General features: G+C 52.5%; 17 protein-coding genes and 1 pseudogene. 8 read left to right on the forward strand and 10 right to left on the reverse strand.

Annotated elements, in window-relative coordinates; genetic code table 11:
* Positions 1 to 82 precede the first annotated feature (82 nt).
* Positions 83 to 1,324: a multidrug efflux MFS transporter MdtM gene (mdtM, locus tag OGY04_RS18055; RefSeq protein ID WP_286585778.1), complete on the forward strand. Its 1,242-nt coding sequence runs from the start codon at positions 83 to 85 to the stop codon at positions 1,322 to 1,324.
* Positions 1,325 to 1,404: 80 nt separating this feature from the next.
* Here the strand turns inward: mdtM and metC are convergent, their stop codons facing one another.
* Positions 1,405 to 2,595, reverse strand: a complete 1,191-nt coding sequence (gene metC, locus OGY04_RS18060) for a cystathionine beta-lyase (RefSeq protein ID WP_032942294.1) — start codon at positions 2,593 to 2,595, stop codon at positions 1,405 to 1,407.
* 30 nt (positions 2,596 to 2,625) lie between these two features.
* The gene (locus OGY04_RS18065) at positions 2,626 to 3,858 is read right to left on the reverse strand and encodes a dicarboxylate/amino acid:cation symporter (protein ID WP_286585779.1); all 1,233 of its coding nucleotides are present in this window, start codon (positions 3,856 to 3,858) and stop codon (positions 2,626 to 2,628) included.
* A 219-nt stretch (positions 3,859 to 4,077) separates the two neighbouring features.
* Between OGY04_RS18065 and OGY04_RS18070 the strand changes: the two genes are divergently transcribed.
* From OGY04_RS18070 to OGY04_RS18090, 5 genes and pseudogenes are all read left to right on the forward strand, one after another.
* Positions 4,078 to 5,004: a LysR family transcriptional regulator gene (locus OGY04_RS18070; RefSeq protein WP_239605970.1), complete on the forward strand. Its 927-nt coding sequence runs from the start codon at positions 4,078 to 4,080 to the stop codon at positions 5,002 to 5,004.
* A 75-nt stretch (positions 5,005 to 5,079) separates the two neighbouring features.
* On the forward strand, positions 5,080 to 6,360 hold the full coding sequence (locus tag OGY04_RS18075; RefSeq protein WP_286585780.1) for a DUF445 domain-containing protein: 1,281 nt from the start codon (positions 5,080 to 5,082) through the stop codon (positions 6,358 to 6,360).
* 13 nt (positions 6,361 to 6,373) lie between these two features.
* Positions 6,374 to 6,837, forward strand: a pseudogene (locus OGY04_RS18080) (GNAT family N-acetyltransferase).
* Between the two features lie 91 nt (positions 6,838 to 6,928).
* Entirely contained in the window at positions 6,929 to 8,116 is a 1,188-nt protein-coding gene (locus tag OGY04_RS18085) for an MFS transporter (protein ID WP_174770742.1), read from the forward strand.
* A gap of 191 nt (positions 8,117 to 8,307) precedes the next feature.
* Positions 8,308 to 8,709, forward strand: a complete 402-nt coding sequence (locus tag OGY04_RS18090) for a hypothetical protein (protein WP_103285815.1) — start codon at positions 8,308 to 8,310, stop codon at positions 8,707 to 8,709.
* Positions 8,710 to 8,771: 62 nt separating this feature from the next.
* Here the strand turns inward: OGY04_RS18090 and OGY04_RS18095 are convergent, their stop codons facing one another.
* The 5 genes from OGY04_RS18095 to uxuA form a co-directional block, all read right to left on the reverse strand.
* Entirely contained in the window at positions 8,772 to 9,779 is a 1,008-nt protein-coding gene (locus OGY04_RS18095) for a porin (RefSeq protein ID WP_286582057.1), read from the reverse strand.
* A gap of 193 nt (positions 9,780 to 9,972) precedes the next feature.
* Positions 9,973 to 10,182 (reverse strand): hypothetical protein, encoded by a 210-nt coding sequence (locus tag OGY04_RS18100; protein ID WP_003830087.1) that lies wholly within the window; start codon positions 10,180 to 10,182, stop codon positions 9,973 to 9,975.
* Positions 10,183 to 10,809: 627 nt separating this feature from the next.
* Positions 10,810 to 11,583 (reverse strand): Uxu operon transcriptional regulator, encoded by a 774-nt coding sequence (uxuR, locus tag OGY04_RS18105; protein ID WP_008786090.1) that lies wholly within the window; start codon positions 11,581 to 11,583, stop codon positions 10,810 to 10,812.
* Positions 11,584 to 11,758: 175 nt separating this feature from the next.
* Positions 11,759 to 13,234 carry a fructuronate reductase gene (locus OGY04_RS18110; RefSeq protein WP_048236203.1) on the reverse strand — a complete coding sequence of 492 codons (1,476 nt, stop codon included), beginning with the start codon at positions 13,232 to 13,234 and terminating at the stop codon, positions 11,759 to 11,761.
* A gap of 80 nt (positions 13,235 to 13,314) precedes the next feature.
* Entirely contained in the window at positions 13,315 to 14,499 is a 1,185-nt protein-coding gene (gene uxuA, locus OGY04_RS18115) for a mannonate dehydratase (protein ID WP_032942283.1), read from the reverse strand.
* A gap of 261 nt (positions 14,500 to 14,760) precedes the next feature.
* Here uxuA and gntP point away from each other — a divergent pair, with 261 nt between their 5' ends.
* Positions 14,761 to 16,104: a gluconate permease GntP gene (gntP, locus tag OGY04_RS18120; RefSeq protein ID WP_003033260.1), complete on the forward strand. Its 1,344-nt coding sequence runs from the start codon at positions 14,761 to 14,763 to the stop codon at positions 16,102 to 16,104.
* A gap of 49 nt (positions 16,105 to 16,153) precedes the next feature.
* On the opposite strand, the gene OGY04_RS18125 is transcribed toward gntP, so the two are convergent.
* The 3 genes from OGY04_RS18125 to OGY04_RS18135 are packed head-to-tail and all read right to left on the reverse strand — an operon-like array spanning position 16,154 to position 18,999.
* A complete protein-coding gene (locus OGY04_RS18125; protein ID WP_286585781.1) occupies positions 16,154 to 16,849 on the reverse strand; it encodes a LutC/YkgG family protein in 696 nt (231 codons plus the stop codon).
* Positions 16,842 to 18,269: a LutB/LldF family L-lactate oxidation iron-sulfur protein gene (locus OGY04_RS18130; RefSeq protein ID WP_008786085.1), complete on the reverse strand. Its 1,428-nt coding sequence runs from the start codon at positions 18,267 to 18,269 to the stop codon at positions 16,842 to 16,844. Before OGY04_RS18130 ends, OGY04_RS18125 begins: the two co-directional genes overlap by 8 nt.
* A 10-nt stretch (positions 18,270 to 18,279) precedes the next feature.
* Complete coding sequence (locus OGY04_RS18135) at positions 18,280 to 18,999, reverse strand: (Fe-S)-binding protein (RefSeq protein WP_001102107.1); 720 nt, start codon at positions 18,997 to 18,999, stop codon at positions 18,280 to 18,282.
* Positions 19,000 to 19,580: 581 nt separating this feature from the next.
* Between OGY04_RS18135 and OGY04_RS18140 the strand changes: the two genes are divergently transcribed.
* Positions 19,581 to 21,134, forward strand: a complete 1,554-nt coding sequence (locus tag OGY04_RS18140) for an L-lactate permease (protein WP_219987384.1) — start codon at positions 19,581 to 19,583, stop codon at positions 21,132 to 21,134.
* Positions 21,135 to 21,141 lie beyond the last annotated feature (7 nt).

Genomic DNA, 21,141 nt, shown 5'->3' on the forward strand with positions numbered 1-21,141 from the left:
CTGTCATCGGTCTGACGTCTCAAAGACGGTATTGAATTTCGCTATTCCCGTTGAGGGTTTTCTCCCGACAAGGAGCTGTTTTATGCAACGGATTCTCGCGTTTTTCTCCCAACGCGCCACAACGCTATTTTTTCCTGTCGCGTTAATTTTATATGACTTCGCCGCCTATCTGTCGACGGACCTGATCCAGCCTGGCATCATCAATGTGGTACGTGATTTCAACGCCGATGTTAGCCTGGCACCCGCTGCGGTGAGCCTCTATCTGGCGGGCGGCATGGCGCTGCAATGGCTGCTGGGGCCGCTTTCCGACCGAATTGGCCGTCGACCCGTGCTGATTGCGGGGGCGTTAATCTTTACCCTCGCCTGCGCTGCCACGCTGTTCACTACCTCAATGACGCAGTTTCTGGTAGCCCGATTTGTGCAGGGCACCAGCATCTGCTTTATCGCGACCGTTGGCTATGTCACGGTGCAGGAGGCGTTTGGGCAAACGAAGGCCATTAAGTTAATGGCGATAATCACTTCCATTGTGTTGGTTGCACCGGTTATCGGCCCGCTCTCCGGGGCCGCGCTGATGCACTTTGTACACTGGAAGATCCTGTTTGCCATCATTGCCGTCATGGGGTTTATCGCCCTGATTGGGTTAATGTTAGCCATGCCGGAAACCGTCCAGCGCGGCGCGGTGCCGTTCAGTGCCCGCGGCGTAGTGCGTGATTTCCGCGACGTTTTCCGCAACCGGGTGTTCCTGTTTGGCGCAGCCACGCTGTCGTTAAGCTATATTCCGATGATGAGCTGGGTGGCGGTCTCACCGGTTATTCTGATCGATGCTGGCGGCATGACCACATCGGAGTTTGCCTGGGCACAGGCCCCGGTGTTCGGCGCAGTGATCGTCGCCAATATGGTGGTGGTTCGTTTCGTGAAAGATCCGACCCGACCGCGCTTCATCTGGCAGGCCGCACCTATACAGCTGAGCGGGCTGGCGGTGCTGATTGTCGGCAATTTACTGTGGCCGCACGTCTGGCTGTGGTCGGTGCTGGGGACCAGCCTGTATGCGTTTGGTATTGGGATGATCTTCCCGACGCTGTTCCGCTTTACGCTGTTTTCCAACAAGTTACCTAAAGGAACGGTCTCGGCATCGCTGAATATGGTGATCCTGACGGTGATGGCGGTTTCTGTCGAAATTGGACGCTGGCTATGGTTTAACGGCGGCAGGATTTCGTTTCATCTGCTGGCGGTTGCGGCAGGGATAGCTGTCGTGTTCACGCTGGCAGGCTTACTCAAACGGGTACGCCAGCATGAGGCAACGACGTTAGCCACTGAAAACTAACCTGCCCGCTTATCCGGCCTACGACAACTATGTAGGCCGGATAAGGCGCTTGCGCCGCATCCGGCTACGCTCACCTCACCTTACGCAATGCGTGCAAATCCCGCGTCCAGATCGGCAATCAGGTCGTCGATATCCTCAAGGCCGATATGCACCCTGACCAGCGTGCCGCTGAAATCTACCTCTCCGGCCGGGCGAATGCTGTTCAGCTCTTCCGGCTGGTTCGCCAGAATGAGCGACTCAAATCCGCCCCACGAATAGGCCATATGGAACAGCGAGAAGTTATCGAGGAAATTCGCCATCTGTTCGTCGGTCAGTCTCTTTTTCAGCACAAACGAGAACAGGCCTGAGCTTCCGATAAAATCACGCTGAAAATACTCATGGCCCGGACATTCCGGTAATGCCGGATGATTCACCCGTGCCACTTCCGGCCTTGCCGACAGCCAGCGGGCAATATGGATGCTGCTCTCCTGATGCTGCTTAAGGCGTACCGCCAGGGTGCGCAATCCGCGGCTGCCGTTGTAGGCCGTATCGGCATCCAGCGTTTGCCCCATCAGATAGGAGTTCTCACGTAAACGATCCCAACAACGGGCGTTCGACACCGCCGTGCCCAGCATGGCGTCCGAATGGCCGATGGTGTACTTCGTTCCCGCCTGAATGGAAATATCCACGCCATAATCCAGCGCTTTGAACAGCACGCCCGCCGCCCAGGTGTTGTCGATCATAATGACAATCTCCGGATTCACCGCGCGGATAGCCTTCACCATCCCCGGCACGTCCTGGACTTCCATGGTGATAGAACTTGGTGACTCAAGGAATACAACCTTTGTTTCCGGACGCAGAAGATCGACGATACCTGCACCAATCAGCGGATCGTAATACGTTGTTTCCACGTTGAATTTACTCAGGATCTTATTGCAAAAATCCTGGGTTGGTTCATAGGCCGCACCCGTCATCAGAATATGATCGCCACCCTGAACAAACGCCAGAATCGCATTGGTCACCGCCGCAGCACCACATGGGTACAGCGCGCAGCCAACGCCGCCCTCCAGTTCGCTCATTGCCTTCTGGAAGGCAAAGTGGGTATAGGTTCCGCGACGACCATAAAACAGCTCGCCGTTCGCGCGATTGGCGGTGGCAAATTTCTTGTCCTTCACGGTATCAAATACCAGTGAAGAGGCGCGTTGGATAACCGGATTCACCGCTCCCTGGGTATAGCGTTTGTCGCGACCAGCAACAACCAGGTGCGTTTCAAGCTTCATTGCGTCTTTCATAACATCTCCTGTTCTTAATCCGTGTGAGACCTATACCACCGCAGCAGTAGAGTTTATTTCAGTGTTGGTCTGCTTTTTTCCAGCGAACCGTTCAACAATCTGCGCCGCATTCAAATCATGGATAACGTTAATCAGTGTGGCCGGCGCATCAGTAATGGTGCCCAGCACCACCAGAATCGGGATTGCTTCCATCGGCAGGCCCAGCGTGGTGACGATAAAGATTTCACCGAGGAACGCCCCGCCCGGCACGCCACCAACGATAATGGCGGAGAGCACCGCAATCAGCATCGTCAGGAAGAAGGTTTCGGTGGTGAATTCCATGCCCAGCACGGAATAGATAAAGACAATTTTTAGCGCGGCAATCATCGCCACGCCGCCCTTGTTGAGGTTAACCAGCAGCGGAATGGAGACATCAACGATTTCCGGGTTAATCCCCATCGCCTTACCGGCACGCAGCGTCACCGGGAGCGTCCCCAGTGAAGAGCAGGTACCCAGCGCGGTCGCAGACGGTTCAATCGCGTTACGCCAGAAGGATTTGACCGCCGGAATACCGCCGCCAATATACGAATAGAGAATCGAGCCAAAGACAAAGTAGACCAGCGTGGCAACCATAAACAGGCCGATGGCGCGGGCAAAGGTTAACAGTAGTGCAGAGTCCTGACTGGCCATGGTGGCGGCGAAGTAGCAGCCCAGACCAATCGGCGCGACCTTCATAATGATCGAAACGATCTTCATGATCACGGTATTGGCGTCTTCCAGCAGCGACGCAATACGTTTACCGGCCTGATCCGACTGGCCAATTGCGACACCGGCGATGATCGCCATTACGATCAGCGCCAGAATATTGGACTTAGAAAACAGTCCGATAAAGTCGCTGGTGGTGATCATACTGACAAAATCCATCTTACCGCTGCCCGCCTGCACCGACTGCGAGAGATCGATAGTGACGCCCTGCGCCGGGTTATACCAGAGCGCCAGCGCGACGATCCCGGCGGCTGGAATAAAGGCCATGGCGATCGAAACAATAAAGATAATCGCCATAATGCGCCCCAGCCTTTTCAGGTCGGTCATACTGGCGATCGAAGACATAACGCTGATACCCACCAGCGGCACAATAATCATAAATAGCAGGTTTAAGAATATCTGACCTATTGGCTGGAGTTTACTTGCAAACGATGGGGCATAAATACCTAATAAGCCGCCAATCACCAGAGCAACTAATAAAATAATCGACGATTTGTAGGGTTCGAGTCGTGACCACATAATCGGTACCTTTAGAATAATAATTAATGAGATTAAATTCACAATGTGATGAGTTTCCGTTTCGCCTCCTTTTATTTTGTGACGTAACTCACCTAAGTTGTTATTTTTTCATTTTGCCAGCAAGTTGTTTCCTGTGATTCAATAGTTGCATGTTTAAAACGCGAATGTAACGGCCTATTCGTACCGTTTTTGCAAATCACTTGTGAATTAAAGGAAACTATGAGTACGCCGATTTCACTCAAGCATCTGGAGTTTTTTACTAAAATCGTCGACTGCGGAGGATTGTCAGAAGCCGCGACGCAGCTCAACGTATCGCCGTCTGCGGTCAGCAAAAGTCTGGCTGCGATGGAAGACACGCTGGGCACGACATTAATTAAACGCACCACCCGCAGTATTACCCTGACCGACGCCGGGCAATATCTCTTCAACCGCGCTAATAAGCTTTTGAAAGAATTCGATGAAACGCTGAATACCACTTCCGGTTATTACCACAGCCCGCAGGGTGAATTACGCATAACCTGCTCAATTGCGTTTGGTTATTCCCGGCTGGTGAACCTGGTGGATAAATATCGCTCCCAGTTCCCGGATGTGAATCTGTATATCGATCTCAACGATAACTTTGTGAATCTGAACGAAACAGATTTCGACATCGCCCTGCGCATCTCCACCGCACCGCCGCAAAACTATGCGATGCGCAAGCTGGTGCCTGTTCGCTGGGCGTACTGTGCCTCACCCGGCTACCTCGCCAAAAAAGGCATGCCCCAGCGTCGAAGCGATCTGGTGGATCATGATTGTCTGGTTTATCCCGGCCTCACACCGGTGCTCAAGGTGGCGGATGAACAGGATCGTCTGCATCAGTTGAAACTGCATATGCCGATCCAGGCCAACAGCAGTCTGGTATTGCTGAAGTCAGTGTTAGAAGATCAGGGAGTGGCGTATTTGCCCACCTATCTGATTGGCGATCATATTCAAAAAGAAGAGATAACGCCGCTGATGCTCGACGGCACTATCACCTGTGAAACTCACGCCCTGTATGCGCTGTACTTTCCCAGCAAGTACAGCAATCCTAAGGTGCGATCGTTTATCGATTTTCTGGTGGCGGAACTCGGCCCCTTGCCCGCCTGGGACAACTGGATCCCTGAGTAAGCCCAGCCCACCTGAAAATGGGAGGCGCTCCACATTTTTTGCGCGATCCCCCCGTCTGGCTCTATCCTTAAGCCTATGAATAAAATTGCTGAACTCAAACGCGCCAAGCGACTGGCGCTCTCATTGCTGCTGATTGCCGCTGCCACCTTCGTCATCACGCTGTTTCTGCCGCCTAACTTTTGGGTACTGGGGATCAAAGCGATCGCCGAAGCGGCGATGGTGGGCGCGCTGGCGGACTGGTTTGCCGTGGTGGCGCTTTTTCGCCGGGTGCCGATCCCGTTTATCTCGCAGCACACGGCGATTATCCCGCGCAATAAGGATCGGATCGGCGAAAATCTCGGGCAATTTGTCCAGGAAAAATTTCTCGGTACCCAGTCGCTGGTCGCGCTGATCCGCCGCCATGAACCGGCGCTGTTGATCGGCAACTGGTTCAGCCAGCCGGAAAACGCCCAGCGTATTGGCCAGCATCTGCTGCAGATCATGAGCGGTTTTCTCGAACTGACCGACGACTCGCGCATTCAAAGGCTGATCAAGCGGGCGGTGCACAAGGCCATCGACAAGGTCGATCTCTCAGGTACCAGTGCGCTGATGCTGGAAAGCATGACCAAAAACAATCGCCATCAGGTGCTACTCGACACGCTGATCGCCCAACTGATCGCCCTGCTCCAGCGCGACAGCTCGCGAGCGTTTATCGCCAGACAGGTCGTGCACTGGCTGGAAACCGAGCATCCGCTGAAAGCGAAGATCCTGCCAACAGAATGGCTGGGCGAGCACAGCGCCGAGCTGGTGTCTGATGCCGTTAACTCCTTGCTGGATGACATCAGCCACGATCGCGCACATCAGATCCGCCATGCCTTCGATCGCGCCACGTTTAAGCTCATCGATAAGCTCAAACACGATCCGGAGATGGCCGTGCGGGCCGAAAGCCTGAAAAGCTATCTGAAGGAAGATGAAGCCTTCAACCGTTATCTTGGCGAGCTGTGGGCAGACCTACGTCAGTGGGTGAAAACCGACATTAACGCCGATGATTCCCGCGTGAAGCAGCGCATCGCCAGCGCCGGGCAGTGGTTCGGCGAAACGCTGGTAGCCGACAGCGCCCTGCGCGCCTCACTGAATGGGCATCTGGAGCAGGCAGCACATAAAGTAGCGCCAGAGTTCGCCACCTTCCTGACGCGCCACATTAGCGACACGGTGAAAAGCTGGGATGCATGCGATATGTCGCAGCAAATCGAGCTGAACATCGGTAAAGATTTGCAGTTTATCCGCGTCAACGGCACGCTGGTTGGCGGTTCTATTGGGCTGGTGTTATATCTGTTGTCGCAAATTCCTTCCCTGCTGACGCTGGCGAATTTTTAAGGAGAAAAATTCAATGACGATGAACATCCGCATTTTTTCCCTGCGCGAAACACCGGAAAAACTGCACGAGGTCACCGCTTACTTTCAGCAACAATGGGCCTCAGAAGACTCCATGAGAGTTTACGAGGATGCACTGCATCGTTGTATTGGCGCAAAGAACCCGCTACCGCAGTGGTACTGGATGCAGGACGGCAACAGCATTGTTGGCTGCGCCGGATTGATCACCAATGATTTTATCAGTCGCGGCGAACTGTGGCCGTGGCTATGCGCACTCTATATCGATCCTCGCTATCGTGGTCACGGTCTGGCGTTTCGCCTGATTGAACATATTGCGCAGCAGGCTAAACAGCTAGGCTTTATGCAGCTCCATTTGTGTACTGACCTGGAAGGCTTATACGAGAAAGCGGATTTTACTTTGACGGGCCGGGCTATCATCCGTGGGGGGAAGTCTCACGGGTCTACAGCCGTAATCTTTGACAGCATTAGGCCTTGCGCTATTTTACTTTTCATTATCATTTACGCATGTAATATAACAATTATCAACTAACAGCGCGAAATGAGAGTCCGTATGTCCCAGGGAAGCCCAGATTCAAATCGTCATGCCATCAGCGTCGCGCTTTTTGGCATGCTGGTCTTAACACTGGGTATGGGAATTGGGCGCTTTCTGTATACGCCAATGCTGCCGGTGCTGCTGTCGGAAGGTCAATTTACGTTTGACCAACTCTCCTGGATTGCCAGCGCCAACTACGCCGGGTATCTGGCAGGAAGCCTGCTCTTCTCCTTCGGGCTCTTCCATCTTCCCTCTCGCTTACGCCCGATGTTGCTAACGTCCGCGCTCGCTACCGCAGGACTGATACTGGCGATGGCCAGCTTTACGCAGCCCGCGCTGGTGATGCTGATCCGCTTTCTGGCGGGCGTCGCCAGTGCCGGTATGATGATCTTTGGCTCAATGATCGTTCTGCATCATACCCGGCATCCCTTCGTGATCGCGGCGTTGTTCTCCGGCGTTGGTGCAGGTATTTTGCTGGGCAATGAATATGTCATTAGCGGTCTGCATTTTGCGCTTTCATCGCACACGCTCTGGCTGGGCGCAGCGGCAGCCTCGGCTCTGTTCTTTGTGCTACTGGTTATACTCCTGCCATCTCGCGATCACGTGCTCCCCGCTGCGGCCCCGGTAAAAACAGAGCATCAGCCTATGTCCTGGTGGCTGCTGGCTCTACTGTACGGGCTGGCCGGATTTGGCTACATCATTGTCGCCACCTACCTGCCGCTAATGGCGAAAAGTGCCGGTTCGCCGCTGTTGACTGCCCATCTCTGGTCGCTGGTCGGCATATCGATAATTCCGGGGTGTTTCGCCTGGCTGTGGGCCGCCCGACGCTGGGGAGTATTGCAATGCCTGACGGCGAATTTGCTGATTCAAAGCGCCTGCGTGGTCATGACGCTCGCCAGCGGCTCCTTGCCGCTGCTGGTGATAAGCAGCATGGGGTTTGGCGCAACGTTTATGGGAACTACTTCACTGGTGATGCCGCTTGCCCGTCAACTAAGCGTACCGCGCAATATTAATCTGCTGGGCCTGGTCACTCTGACTTACGGCATTGGGCAAATACTTGGTCCGCTATTAACCAGCCTGCTGGGAAGCGGCGCACAGGCGATCGTTAACGCCACGGTGTGCGGCGCGGTCGCGTTGTTTATTGCGGCACTTATCAGCCTCACGCAATTATACAAACAGCGTTTCGCCTCGCCCAAAAGGGTATAACCGGCTAACGTCTAAAGAAGATATATTCGGATTAGTCCGCAATTAAATGTCAGCATTTAATAAACCGCAAATAATCGGCAATTACCCGCCAGACAATTTATAATTCCCAGCTGTTCATTTATAAACTCAATTTAAAATGCGTAAAAATGGACATATTAATTCAACATCAACACCATCTTCGGGAAAGGCACATGTCGTGGTTTAAAAAAATACTACTGGGGTTAATTATTTTGGCGGGTTTAATTGGCACGCTAAAGGATTATAAAGACTTTGGCCTGTTTGGCGCACTGGGATTGTTTATTATCTTCCTGTTATCAACAACATTCTTATGGCAATGGGCCTCTGGCAAGTTACCAGAGATAACAAAGTTACATGCCATACTTATTTTACTGGCCAGCGCGGTAGCCTCTATTTTTGTTATCAATATGGCAATTGCCGGAAATTTGCATGTGGATTTAATGGAAGTCATGCGCATTACCATTACCCATAATCCGCTTTTTTATCTGATCCTCTGCGTGGTCGCATGGGTAAAAGTGGGCATCTGGCAATGGCTGTTTAGCGGTGTACAGATGAAAGAAAGTCAGCCGGTTTAAACTCCAACAGATGTAAAAAAGGCGTCTTAACCAAGACGCCTTTTTCGTACTAGTATAACTACTTAGAACTGATAGGTCAGACCCGCAACAACCTGATTGTCGCCGTCTTTGCCATCGAGCAGGTTAATTTTGTAACCCACATCAGCAACCATGTTTTTGTTGAAGTAGTAGTCTGTGCCCAGCGCAACGTATTCGGTCAGATCAGTGTTGTTGTTATCACGCGCATGAACGTATGCCACGTTCGGACGCAGACCAAAATCAAACACATACGCCGCCATCGCTTCAAAGTGCTGCGCTTTGTCCGCATCCTGAATCAGGTTGTGGGATTCGCCGTACATGGTCGCAACGTAGATAGCGTTTGCATCATATTTCAGGCCAGCACCCCAGAATTCTGCGTTTTCGCCATCCCAACCATTTTGTTTCTGCTGAGCAGTCACAGAACTGTTGGTGTAGGCTGCAATGGCAGATACGCCGGAATCCGCGATATTGTCATAACCCAGGGAGAAGCCATAGCCGTTGCCGTGCTGTTTCGTCGGATCCTTATCGGAATCATCCTGACCCTGATATTGCGCGCCCAGGCTCAAGCCATCAACGGCACCAAACAGATTTTTGGTGCGGAGTGTTGCAACGCCAGAAGTGCGTGTAGTAAGGAAGCGGTCAGTATTTTCAAAGGAGTCACCGCCGAACTCTGAGAGAGTGTCAGTGTAAGCTCCCACGTCGTAAGCGATACCGTAGTTACGACCGTAGTCAAAGCTAACGTCATGGCCGTAATCCAGGCCAGCAAACGCCAGACGTGTGTTAACGCCATTCTGAGAACCTTCTGCTTTAGAGGCATCAAACTGACTCTCAAATTGGCCATAACCGGTCAGTTGATCGTTGATTTGTGTCTCACCGCGAAAACCCAGACGCGCGTAGGTACCATCGGCATTAGTGCCGTCACTCCAGGAATGGACCGCTTTGACTTTGCCGTACAGATCCAGTTTGTTGCCATCTTTATTATAAATTTCCGCTGCATGAACGGAGGTTACCCCTAATGCTATTACAGCTAATGCCACTACTGACTTTTTCATGTTATTACTCACTTTTAATTGTGAATTTTGCTATCAACTTTGTTATGAAGGCGGAATGCCCACATAAAAAAGTCCCCTCCAGATAAGGGGAAACACCAATAACACACCGAAAAAATATACCAATAAAGGCAATAATGAAGTGGCAAGACCTATTTCAATTTTGGGTTTTAAATAAAACCCGAACAGAGAGTAATTACTTAGATTCTTCGCTTGTGCTCTCATTAATAGAGCGATGCAACATTAATGCCTCGGCAATAATGTCTTGTTTACTTTTACGGGTTTCAAATGCCAGCGTCCGAACATATTCCCATAGAGAAGTATCGACACGGGCACTTAATAGAACCATATCTTTTGATCGGGTTCCCCTGGCTTTTCGGATATCAGGGTAATCTCGAGAGGGCATAGTCATCTCCTGAACGCAAACACGCTTATGGCGATGAAATATGCAGTCAGTGTAAAAACATGTCAACGGCAAAATACAGTCACAATAGTAATGAAACTGTTAATAAACAAAGAAAAACTGGAACGCTATTTCAAATGAAAGATAACTTGATTATAGAATAATGTGTAATGTTAGCTTTACATATATTCGTTTTTATTCATTTGATTAAAAAGGCATGAATCATTCACATGAAAAATGATATGCAGTCAAAACATCATTACAGCCAATAGGTTACATGTCATTATTAATGTCTACTTTTACGCAAACCACGTGTTTTTATACGCTGTTATGCCAGGCGGCCCTGCCCTAACCACAGCGGAAATCACTTTGATTCTCACTTAATACAGACCCGTTTTGTCTAAAAATACGCACGAAAAGGTAAAAATAAGGTAAATAGCGCATTTTTTCGCAAGCAAAAATAAGTTGTTTTTAATTGATGAAAATCAATTTACATCACACAGGGGCAGCGAAAAAAATGATCATTGAAGACTATGGAAACCATTTTTTACATGAGCTTTAAGACGTAAAAAGAAAGGTTGCTATGCAATGCCGAGCGGGCCGGAACAGCCCGCATGAGAAGTGGTAAAATCAGGCGTTAACTTTATCCAGCGGCCAGGAGTCAAACAGATAGCCATCGAAGTCGATGTCATCAACATTTGAAAACTCCAGCAGGCGCTGTTTGACGTTTTCCAGATGCTGCCACATCGCCAGCTTGGCCGCGCGGGCATCCTTTTTGATTAACGCTGCCAGGATCTGTTTGTGGTCACCCATCCACTCTTTACGATAGTGGGTATCATCGAGATGGCTATGAAGCTGGATCCACATCGGGTTGTTCTCGCGCCACTGCCATGACTGGCGGAACAGCTCCACCAGCATGCTGTTATGCGTGGCCTCGGCGATAGCGAGATGGAACTGCATGTCACCGCTTTCAGAACCGTTCGGTTCGCTGGAGGCCAGCTCCCGCTCTTCCAGCTGCAACGCCTGGCGCATTTTGACGATATCTTCGCGGGTGGCCTGCAGCGCGGCAAATTCGGCGATGTTGCTTTCCAGCAGCTGTCGCGCCTGGAGCAGCTCAAACGGGCCTGCATCATTGCAATGATTCACATCCGAACTGTCGATGGTCTGAGCTTCTGCATTGTCGAGTACGTAGATCCCGGCGCCACGACGCACGTCCACCAGACCTTTAATTTCCAGCATGATTAACGCTTCGCGCACCACCGTGCGAGTGACATTGAGTCTCTCGGCGATTTCACGCTCCGGCGGCAAGCGCTCACCAGGCTGGTACGGCGTCTGGACAATCAGATCGCGGATCATTGCACCCACTTCCTGGTAGGGTCTTTGCTGAGAAGTGTTTGATTTCATCGTGTTATGTCCGTCAGATGCGTCAATTCAGAATCCGGAGGCTGGATGACTGCGCACACCTTATCCGGCCTACCAATAACGTTTTTTCGCCTGAACTATAGCATTTGCGGGAAGCCAAAAACAGAAAACGGGTCAACCAAATTAGTATTTTGATTGACCCGTCATACCTGGGTGGTTATGCGTCAGCGCTTAACGCTGCAACGCACTCGCGTGCGCCGTGTTCACACAACTGTTGATACGCTGCGGTAACCGTCGCAACAAAGTCGGCGTTTTCCGCCAGATCATGACCAAAAATGCCGCTCAACCCCAGCAGCGCCGTCACGCGTTCGGCTCCCTGGAACTGTTGGTTAATGCGCTGGAATTCGGCCTGCATTGGGTCGACAACATCAATGACCTGCCCCTGTTCATCCACACCGTGGGTGTAGCGCATCCAGCCCGCGATGCCCAGTGCCAGATGACGCCAGCCGCTGCCGTTTTGCAGATGCAGACGCACCGGATCCAGCAGGCGCTGCGGCAGCTTCTGGCTGCCGTCCATCGCAATCTGCCAGGTACGGTGGCGCAGAGATGGGTTGCTGAAACGCTCGATCAGCAGCGTCGCGTAGGCGTTGAGATCGGTACCTTCCGGCATCGACAGCGTTGGCGCTTGCTCCTGCATCATCAGCGCAAACGCCGCTTTGCGGTATGCTGGATTGGTCATGGTGTCAGCGATGGTTTCATAACCGCCGAGATAGCCCAGATAAGCGAGGAAAGAGTGGCTGCCGTTGAGCATGCGCAGTTTCATCATTTCAAACGGTACTACGTCGGCAACAAACTGTGCGCCGACTTTGTCCCAGTCAGGGCGACCGTTAACAAAGTTGTCTTCAATCACCCACTGGCGGAACGGTTCGCAGGCGATAGCGCACGGATCGTAAACGCCCAACTGGTCGGCAATCTCCTGCAACGTTTCTGGCGTTGCCGCCGGAACAATGCGGTCTACCATGGTACACGGGAAAGTGGCGTTTGCTTCAATCCACTGCGCCAGCTGCGGGTCACGCGCCTGCGCCAGGCCCAGCACCGCGACTTTCGCCACATGCCCATTTTCACGCACGTTATCGCAGGACATCACGGTAAAGGCCGCCAGCCCCTGCTCACGACGCAGATGCAGCGCCTGTACGATGTAACCAATCGCCGATTTCGGCGCGGCTGGATTTGCCAGATCGTGTTTAATCAGCGGGTTATTGAGATCTAACTGGCCGCTGGCAGCATCGGTGCAGTAGCCTTTTTCCGTGACCGTCAGCGAGACAATTGCCGTCTGCGGGCGTGCCATGGCCTGTAAAATACCATCACAGCCGTCAAGCTCCGGGTGCAGCGCTTCTTTCATCGAGCCGATCACTTTCAGCACGGTGTTGTCCGCGCCTTTTTCCGCCACGGTATACAGCAATTGCTGCTTGCGCAGGTTTTCAATCAGTATGCAGTCATTACCCGGCATCAGGTTAACTTCACAGATACCCCAGTCGCTGTCGGTGGTTTCCAGCAGATGGTGGGTGTACAGCGCCTGATGCGCGCGGTGAAAAGCGCCGCATCCCAGGTGAACAATGCGGGATTGCAGACGAGAGCTGTCCCATGCAGGGCGTGCAACCGGCAGGTTGCTATTGGCAATTGTCGTTGTCATCGTGAACTCCAGATCCCGTCGGAAAGACCAACGGAGAGAAAAGAAAAAAGCCGGCCACACAGGCGACCGGCAACACTGCTTTAGCGGCTAAAGAAAGCGCGCTGGATAGCCATCTCAACGCCACGCACTTCCGCCAGGCCTTTCAGGCGACCAATCGCGGAGTAACCTGGGTTGGTTTTCTTTTTCAGGTCGTCAAGCATCTGGTGACCGTGGTCCGGGCGCATAGGGATCAGATCCTCTTTGCCCTCGGCTTTACGGCGCTGTTCTTCCTCAACGATCGCTTTCACCACTTCGTACATGTCAACGTCGCCATTTAGATGCGCCGCTTCATGGAAGGTTTTCGGGTTATCTTCACGCAGCGTGGAGCGCAAATGGGTGAAGTAAATGCGCGGGCCAAACTGTTTGATCATGTCGACCAGGTCGTTATCCGCACGAACGCCGTAGGAGCCGGTACACATGGTGAAACCGTTCGCCATGCTGTTGACCGTATCGACCATCCACTGCATATCTTCCACGGTGGAAACAATGCGTGGCAGGCCAAGGATTGGGCGCGGCGGATCGTCCGGATGTACCGCCATACGCACACCGACCTCTTCTGCTACAGGAATAATCGCCTTCAGGAAGACGGCAAAATTCTCACGCAGCGCAGCTTTATCGATATCCTTATAGCGTTCAAGATGCTGGCGGAACTGGTCGAGCGTGTAGCCCTCTTCCGCGCCCGGCAAACCGGCGATGATATTGCGGGTCAGACGTGCTTTGTCTTCTTCGCTCATGGTGGTGAAGCGTTCATTCGCCTGCGCAATCTCTTCGGCGGTGTAGTCCGCTTCCGCGCCCGGTCGTTTGAGGATATGCAGCTCAAAGGCGGCAAATTCAATTTGATCGAAACGCAGCGCTTTGGAGCCGTCCGGCAGGACGTATTCCAGGTCGGTACGGGTCCAGTCGAGAACCGGCATAAAGTTGTAGCACACGGTACGAATGCCGCACTCGGCCAGGTTACGCAGGCTTTGCTGGTAGTTGGCAATCCACTGCTGATAGTTGCCGGAACGGGTTTTAATGTCTTCGTGGATCGGTACGCTTTCGACGACCGACCATACCAGGCCCGCCTGCTCAATAATGGCTTTGCGTTTCAGGATCTCATCAACCGTCCACACTTCCCCGTTCGGGATATGGTGCAAGGCAGTGACAACGCCCGTTGCACCCGCCTGACGCACATCCGCTAAGGTGACCGGATCGTTAGGACCATACCAGCGCCATGTCTGTTCCATGTTTTATTCCTCGTTTACGTTATGGACTCGACGATATGGCACATAAATTCCTCCTTTTGGTATTACATGTCAACCTGAAGCGATAAATTGGTTAACCAAATCACGATATCTGCTGACCATACCGCTAATTAACGGCCATACAACCCAGTATTAATGTAAACATGTAACGCAATGTGACATCCATCGCATCATAGGTTGACCAATATCTGTAACATCTCAACCAAAATCATAATAGTTCAACCAAAGTAAGGTAGACGTTATATGCACGTTCTCAATATTCTGTGGGTTGTATTCGGCATCGGCCTGATGCTGGTGCTCAATTTAAGATTCAAAATAAACTCGATGGTCGCTCTGCTGCTGGCGGCACTCTCGGTCGGTATGCTGGCGGGAATGGATTTAATGGAACTGCTGCATACCATGAAATCCGGTTTTGGCAGCACGCTGGGTGAGCTGGCGATTATCGTGGTATTCGGGGCCGTCATCGGTAAGCTGATGGTTGATTCCGGGGCGGCGCATCAGATTGCCCATACGCTGCTGGCGCGACTCGGTCTACGTTACGTGCAGCTGTCGGTGATCATTATTGGTCTGATCTTCGGCCTGGCGATGTTCTATGAAGTGGCGTTTATTATGCTGGCACCGCTGGTGATCGTCATTGCCGCGGAAGCGAAGATCCCGTTCCTTAAGTTGGCGATTCCTGCGGTTGCCGCCGCCACCACCGCCCACTCACTGTTCCCACCGCAGCCGGGTCCGGTCGCGCTGGTTAACGCCTACGGCGCTGACATGGGCATGGTTTACATCTATGGTATCCTGGTGACCATTCCGAGCGTGATCTGCGCCGGACTTATCCTGCCGAAATTCCTCGGCAACCTCGATCGTCCAACGCCGTCATTCATGAAGGCCGACGTACCGGTTGACCAGAACAACCTGCCGTCCTTCGGCGTGTCTATTCTGGTGCCGCTGATCCCGGCGATCATCATGATCTCCACCACCATCGCCAACATCTGGCTGGTGAAAGGGACGCAGGCGTGGGAAGTGGTCAACTTCTTAGGCTCCTCGCCGATTGCGATGTTTATCGCCATGGTTGTCGCCTTCGTGCTGTTTGGTACCGCGCGCGGTCACGATATGCAGTGGGTGATGAACGCCTTTGAAAACGCGGTGAAAAGCATCGCCATGGTGATCCTGATCATCGGCGCGGGCGGCGTACTGAAGCAAACCATTATCGATACCGGCATCGGCGATACCATCGGCATGCTGATGTCGCACGGCAATATTTCTCCCTACATCATGGCGTGGTTGATAACCGTGCTGATTCGTCTGGCAACGGGTCAGGGCGTGGTCTCAGCCATGACGGCGGCGGGGATTATTAGCGCAGCGATCCTCGACCCGGCAACCGGTCAACTGGTGGGCGTCGACCCGGCGTTGCTGGTGCTGGCAACAGCGGCCGGCTCCAACACCCTGACCCATATCAATGATGCTTCGTTCTGGCTGTTCAAAGGCTACTTTGACCTGTCGGTGAAGGATACGCTGAAAACCTGGGGTCTGCTGGAGCTGGTAAACTCCGTGGTTGGCCTGATTATCGTGTTGATCATCAGCATGATTGCATAACGTCGATACCGCTCTGGCCTATAGCGCCAGAGCGGTTTTCCATCCTGCCTCAACAATCCTCAATAATCAGATACACCGCTTTCACCGGGCCATGCACCCCAACCACCTTGATAAGCTCAATATCCGCCGTCGAGCTGGGTCCACTGATGATATTAATGCATGATGGCATACGCTCACCGGCCTGTGCTTTCTGATGCAGCTTTTCTGCCAGCTGCGCCACGCGCGGCAGGATGGTGCTTTTACGCAGCACGAAAATCGAGGACTCCGGCAACAGGCTCAGGGAGCGCCCGCGCTCTGGTGCGGAAAACAGTACCACGCCGCCGGACTCGGTCAGGCCATACTCGGCATACACCACGCCCACTTTCGCCTGCTCGGCCTGAGTAATATTTTCGCTACCACGCGCTGGGTCCCAGACCACAGCGTGGCATTCCTGCTGTAAGCGTTCGGTGATGCCCAGCTCCACCAGCCGGCTGTCGCCGCTCAGCACCACAGGCTGCTGACCCAATTCTTTACACAGGCGCAGCGCCGCGTCTGCGGCCTGGTCCTCGCTGGTCAGTTCGCAGCGGGCCAGCATCACTTCGCTGGCAAACTGGATAAACGCAGAGCAGCGCTGCTCGGGGCTAAGCTCGGTCAGGCGCTCGTTGGCATAGTTGTTAACCGGCGCGGCATCTGCTTGCGGCTCGAAGCGCAGCGGGCGACCCAGCGCCTGGGCGATGGTGTTTAAAAACGCGGTACGGTTATCCATTCTTTTTCTCCTGCGCCTGATGTTTCTTAAACCAGCTACGGAAGCTCTCGCCGTCAGCATCAGGCAGATCGCGCGCCTCCATCCAGTCACCAATCGCGCCAACCTTGAGCGGGGTTTTGCCGCCATTGATAAACCAGCTCGCCGCATGCGCGCCCGCCATCATCCCGACTTTCCACAGCCCCGGATGGCTATTGGCATAGGCGAACATCTTGATCGCCCGTCGCTCGGCTTTCGGCGTAATGCCCTCCTCGGCCATCACCCGGCGATGACGCAGGATCAGTTTTGACAACGGAATACGCACCGGGCAGACGCTGTCACAGGCCGTGCATAAAGAACAGGCGTACGGCAGGTCTTTAAAATCTTTATAGCCACCGAGCAGCGGAGAAATCACCGCGCCGATAGGTCCAGGATAGATAGAGCCATAGCCGTGTCCGCCGATGTGGCGGTACGCCGGACAGGTATTCATACAGGCTCCGCAGCGGATGCAGCGCAGCACATCGCGAAACTCTGAGCCCAGCACCTGCGAGCGACCGTTATCGACAATCACCAGATGGAACTCTTCCGGTCCGTCAACGTTATCCGCCTCACGCGGGCCGGTCAGCCAGGTGTTGTAGCCCGTGAGACGTGCGCCCACGGCGCTGCGCGCCAGCATGGTGATCAGCACATCCACCTCGGCAAAGGTCGGCGCGATACGCTCCATGCCCATCACCGCAATGTGCGTTTTCGGCAGCGTGGTGCACATGCGCGCGTTGCCTTCGTTGGTCACCAGACACACCGAGCCGGTTTCCGCCACGGCAAAGTTACAGCCAGTAATACCGATTTCGGCACTGAGGAAATCCTCGCGGATCTTCTGACGAATGAACAAAGTCATAGCTTCCGGGGTTTCCGGGCCGTCATACCCCAGACGTTCGTTCAGCACGCGGCGGATCTGGTAGCGATCTTTATGAATCGCCGGGACCACGACGTGCGAAGGCGGATCCTGATCCAACTGCAGAATATATTCCCCGAGATCGGTTTCGATCACCTGGATTCCGGCATCCTGCAGCACGTGGTTGACGCCGATTTCTTCGGTCACCATCGACTTGGACTTCACCACCTTCTTCGCATTTTTACTCTGCGCGACCTGCAAAATGTAGCGAGTGGCGTCTTCTTTGGTTTTGGCGAAATAGACGTGTCCGCCGTTTTCCGTCACTTTCTCAGAGAGTTGGTACAGGTAAGCGTCGAGGTTGCTCAGAACGTGATCGCGGATCTGGCTGGCACGATCGCGCCAGTCTTCCCAGTGGCCTAACTCATCGACCATTTTTTGCCGATTCGCGCCGATACGCTCCTGCGCATTAGCCACGGCTTTGCGCATGATCGGATCTTCTATCTGCTGACGAATACGCAGTTTAAATTCTACATCGCTGGTTTTTATCGACATCTCTTTCCCCTCAGCGGCTCATCAGCACTTCAGCAATATGCATCACTTTGACCGGCTGGCCTTCCCGTTGCAGTCGGCCGCCAATGTTCAGCAGGCAGCTAACGTCTGCGCCAATCAAATATTCCGGCTTTGCATCCATCAGATGTAAGACTTTCTCTTTCACCATCTCACCGGATATCTCGGCCATCTTGACCGAGAACGTCCCGCCAAAGCCGCAACAGGTATCCTGATCGGCAAACGTCAACAGCTCCAGTCCGCGCACGTTTTTCAGCAGCGTAAGCGGCTCTTCCTTCACTCCCAGTTTGCGGGTCAAGCTACAGGAAGGATGATACACAGCGCGCCCCTGCAGGCTGGCACCAACGTCCACCACGCCCAGTTTGTTGACGATAAAGGAGGTGAGATCCTGCATACGCGCGGAAACTTTCTCAGCACGCAGCGCCCATTCCGGTTCATCGGCCAGATACGTCGGGTAGCTTTTTACCGCGTAGGTGCAGGAGCCTGCCGGGGAGATAATCGGATCGTCGTTGTCTTCCAGCGCGGCGATCAGGTTTTTCATCCCGGGGATCGCCTCTTTGATGTATCCGCTGTTGATGGCTGGCTGACCGCAACACCCTTGCTTCTCGGGGAAATTCACGCGACAACCCAGTTTTTCCAGCAGCAATACGGAGTCTCGTGCCATCCGTGATTTCAGTGCGTCACCAATGCAGGTAACAAAGAAATTTACATTCACAATAACTACTCCATTGCTTCATTTCTGTTTATTGCGCTTGATATCGCGATATCAAGCAAAGATTCAGCTGTATTTCACGCCCAGTTTTTGTATTTGCTTGTTTTACTAATGTCTGGGTTCATTATGATGCACGGATCGTTTTCCTTTGATAGCGACTCTCATCTTCTTATATCAGGACAATCGCAAATGTCTGTATTTTCATTTGTATGACAAAACCAAATAATCCCCTAATCAACATGCATATGCAATACCCATGTTTATTTATTTCGGACTTGCTCACATTTTTATATTGAAAACAACAGTGTTATTAACACCTTATAAAATAGTTTCGAATGATTACTACCTTCGTCACTACCATTATTAAAAATGTTATTAAATAACCACTTATGGGTATTTACCTTGCTCTTAAGTATATTTATCTGGCATTGAATTTTAATTAAAAGATTACAATAGTTACAAAACCATAAATCATAATTACTTTATTCACTGAAGCGATTCAGTTTACATATTTTATTTACACAGCAATGTAGCCTTCCCGCCATAAATATAAATCAGGTTTAATGAACCAATCAGGAATAGCAATGAACGAATATTTTATGTTTGCCCTGGCACTCTCTCCTTTACTACTTATGGTATTTTTAATACTGAAATTAAAAATGCCCATCCATTATTCCGTACTGATTTCTTTGGTATTCACCGCTGCATTATCGGCAATATTCTGGGAAATGCCCGTACAAAATCTGAAAGCCGCGATAGGCTATGGCGCACTGAAGGGGTTATGGCCGATTGTGATTGTGATCCTCGGCGCTATCTTCAGTTATAACGTCATGCAGGCGACCAAAGCGCTGGATATTTTGCGCGATATTCTCGCCAGCATTAGCGAAGATAAGCGTATTCAGGTGTTGCTGATTTCATGGTGCTTTGGTGGATTTCTTGAAGCCGCAGCGGGTTATGGTACGGCGGTCGCTATTCCGATCGGCATTCTTATTGCGCTGGGATTCAACCCGCTGAAAGCAGCGATTGCTTCTCTCGTGGCGAATACCGTTCCCACCGCATTCGGCGCAGTCGGGATCCCGGTTTCTATTCTGGCAGAACAGGTGAATCTGCCAGTTTATACCTTAGGCGGAACCATTATTTTGCAGCTTGCGCTGTTTAATATTCTGCTGCCGTTTGTGATTGTCTGCATTATTGGCGGCGGCCTGAAAGCCATTCGCGGCGTATTTCTGATCACGTTGATTTGCGGTATTTCCACGCTGGTTCCGCAATATTTTGTCGCCATCCATCTTGGCGCGGAATTACCTGCCTTTGCCGGTAGCCTGGTCAGCCTGTTTGCCGTGGCGATGGTCAGTCGCCTGCGCAAAGGGAAAACCGATCCAGAGTGGCGCATTGAGGTCAGCCATACCCGCGAAACCACGCCGCGCTCGGCAAAAGTGCTGTTCCGGGTTGGCTCTATCTATCTGTTTATTTTTGTATTTATCCTGCTGTGTTCGCCGCTGTTCCCGACAATAAAAGGCGCGGCGTCCCAACTGGCTTCGGTGCTGCATTTCACGTTGGCTGACGGTAAAACGATGGCACTGAAAGTTGAATGGGTGACCACACCAGGGATGCTGATCATCTTTGCGACCATTATCGGCGGTTTTATTCAGGGGGCGTCCGCACGCGGGATGCTGGAAGTATTTATCAAAACCATTTTCCAGCTTAAAAACTCTATCGTCGCAATTATGGCGATCGTCGCGCTAGCCACGGTGATGGATCTCAGCGGGATTATCTCCACGCTGGCGCAGTCGATTGTCGATCTGACCGGCAGCTCGTACGTCTTCCTCGCCCCGGTGATTGGCGCGCTGGGCACGTTCGTTACCGGCAGCGATACTAACTCGAACATTCTGTTCGGCAAGCTGCAAACCATTGCTGCCAGCAAGTTGCATATCGATCCTAACTGGCTGGCCGCGGCCAATACCTCTGGCGCTACGGGGGGGAAAATGATTTCGCCGCAAAGCATCGCCATCGCGGTTTCTGCCACCAAAATGGACGGTCAGGCCAACCAGATTATGTCTGGCACCATGAAATACTGCTGCGCCTACATTGTGATCCTCGGCCTGAAAGTCGGTCTCTTTTATTACTGGTTTATGGCGTAAGCCATTG

The organism is Citrobacter sp. Cpo091 (genome assembly GCF_030332645.1).
Lineage (GTDB): Bacteria > Pseudomonadota > Gammaproteobacteria > Enterobacterales > Enterobacteriaceae > Citrobacter > Citrobacter portucalensis.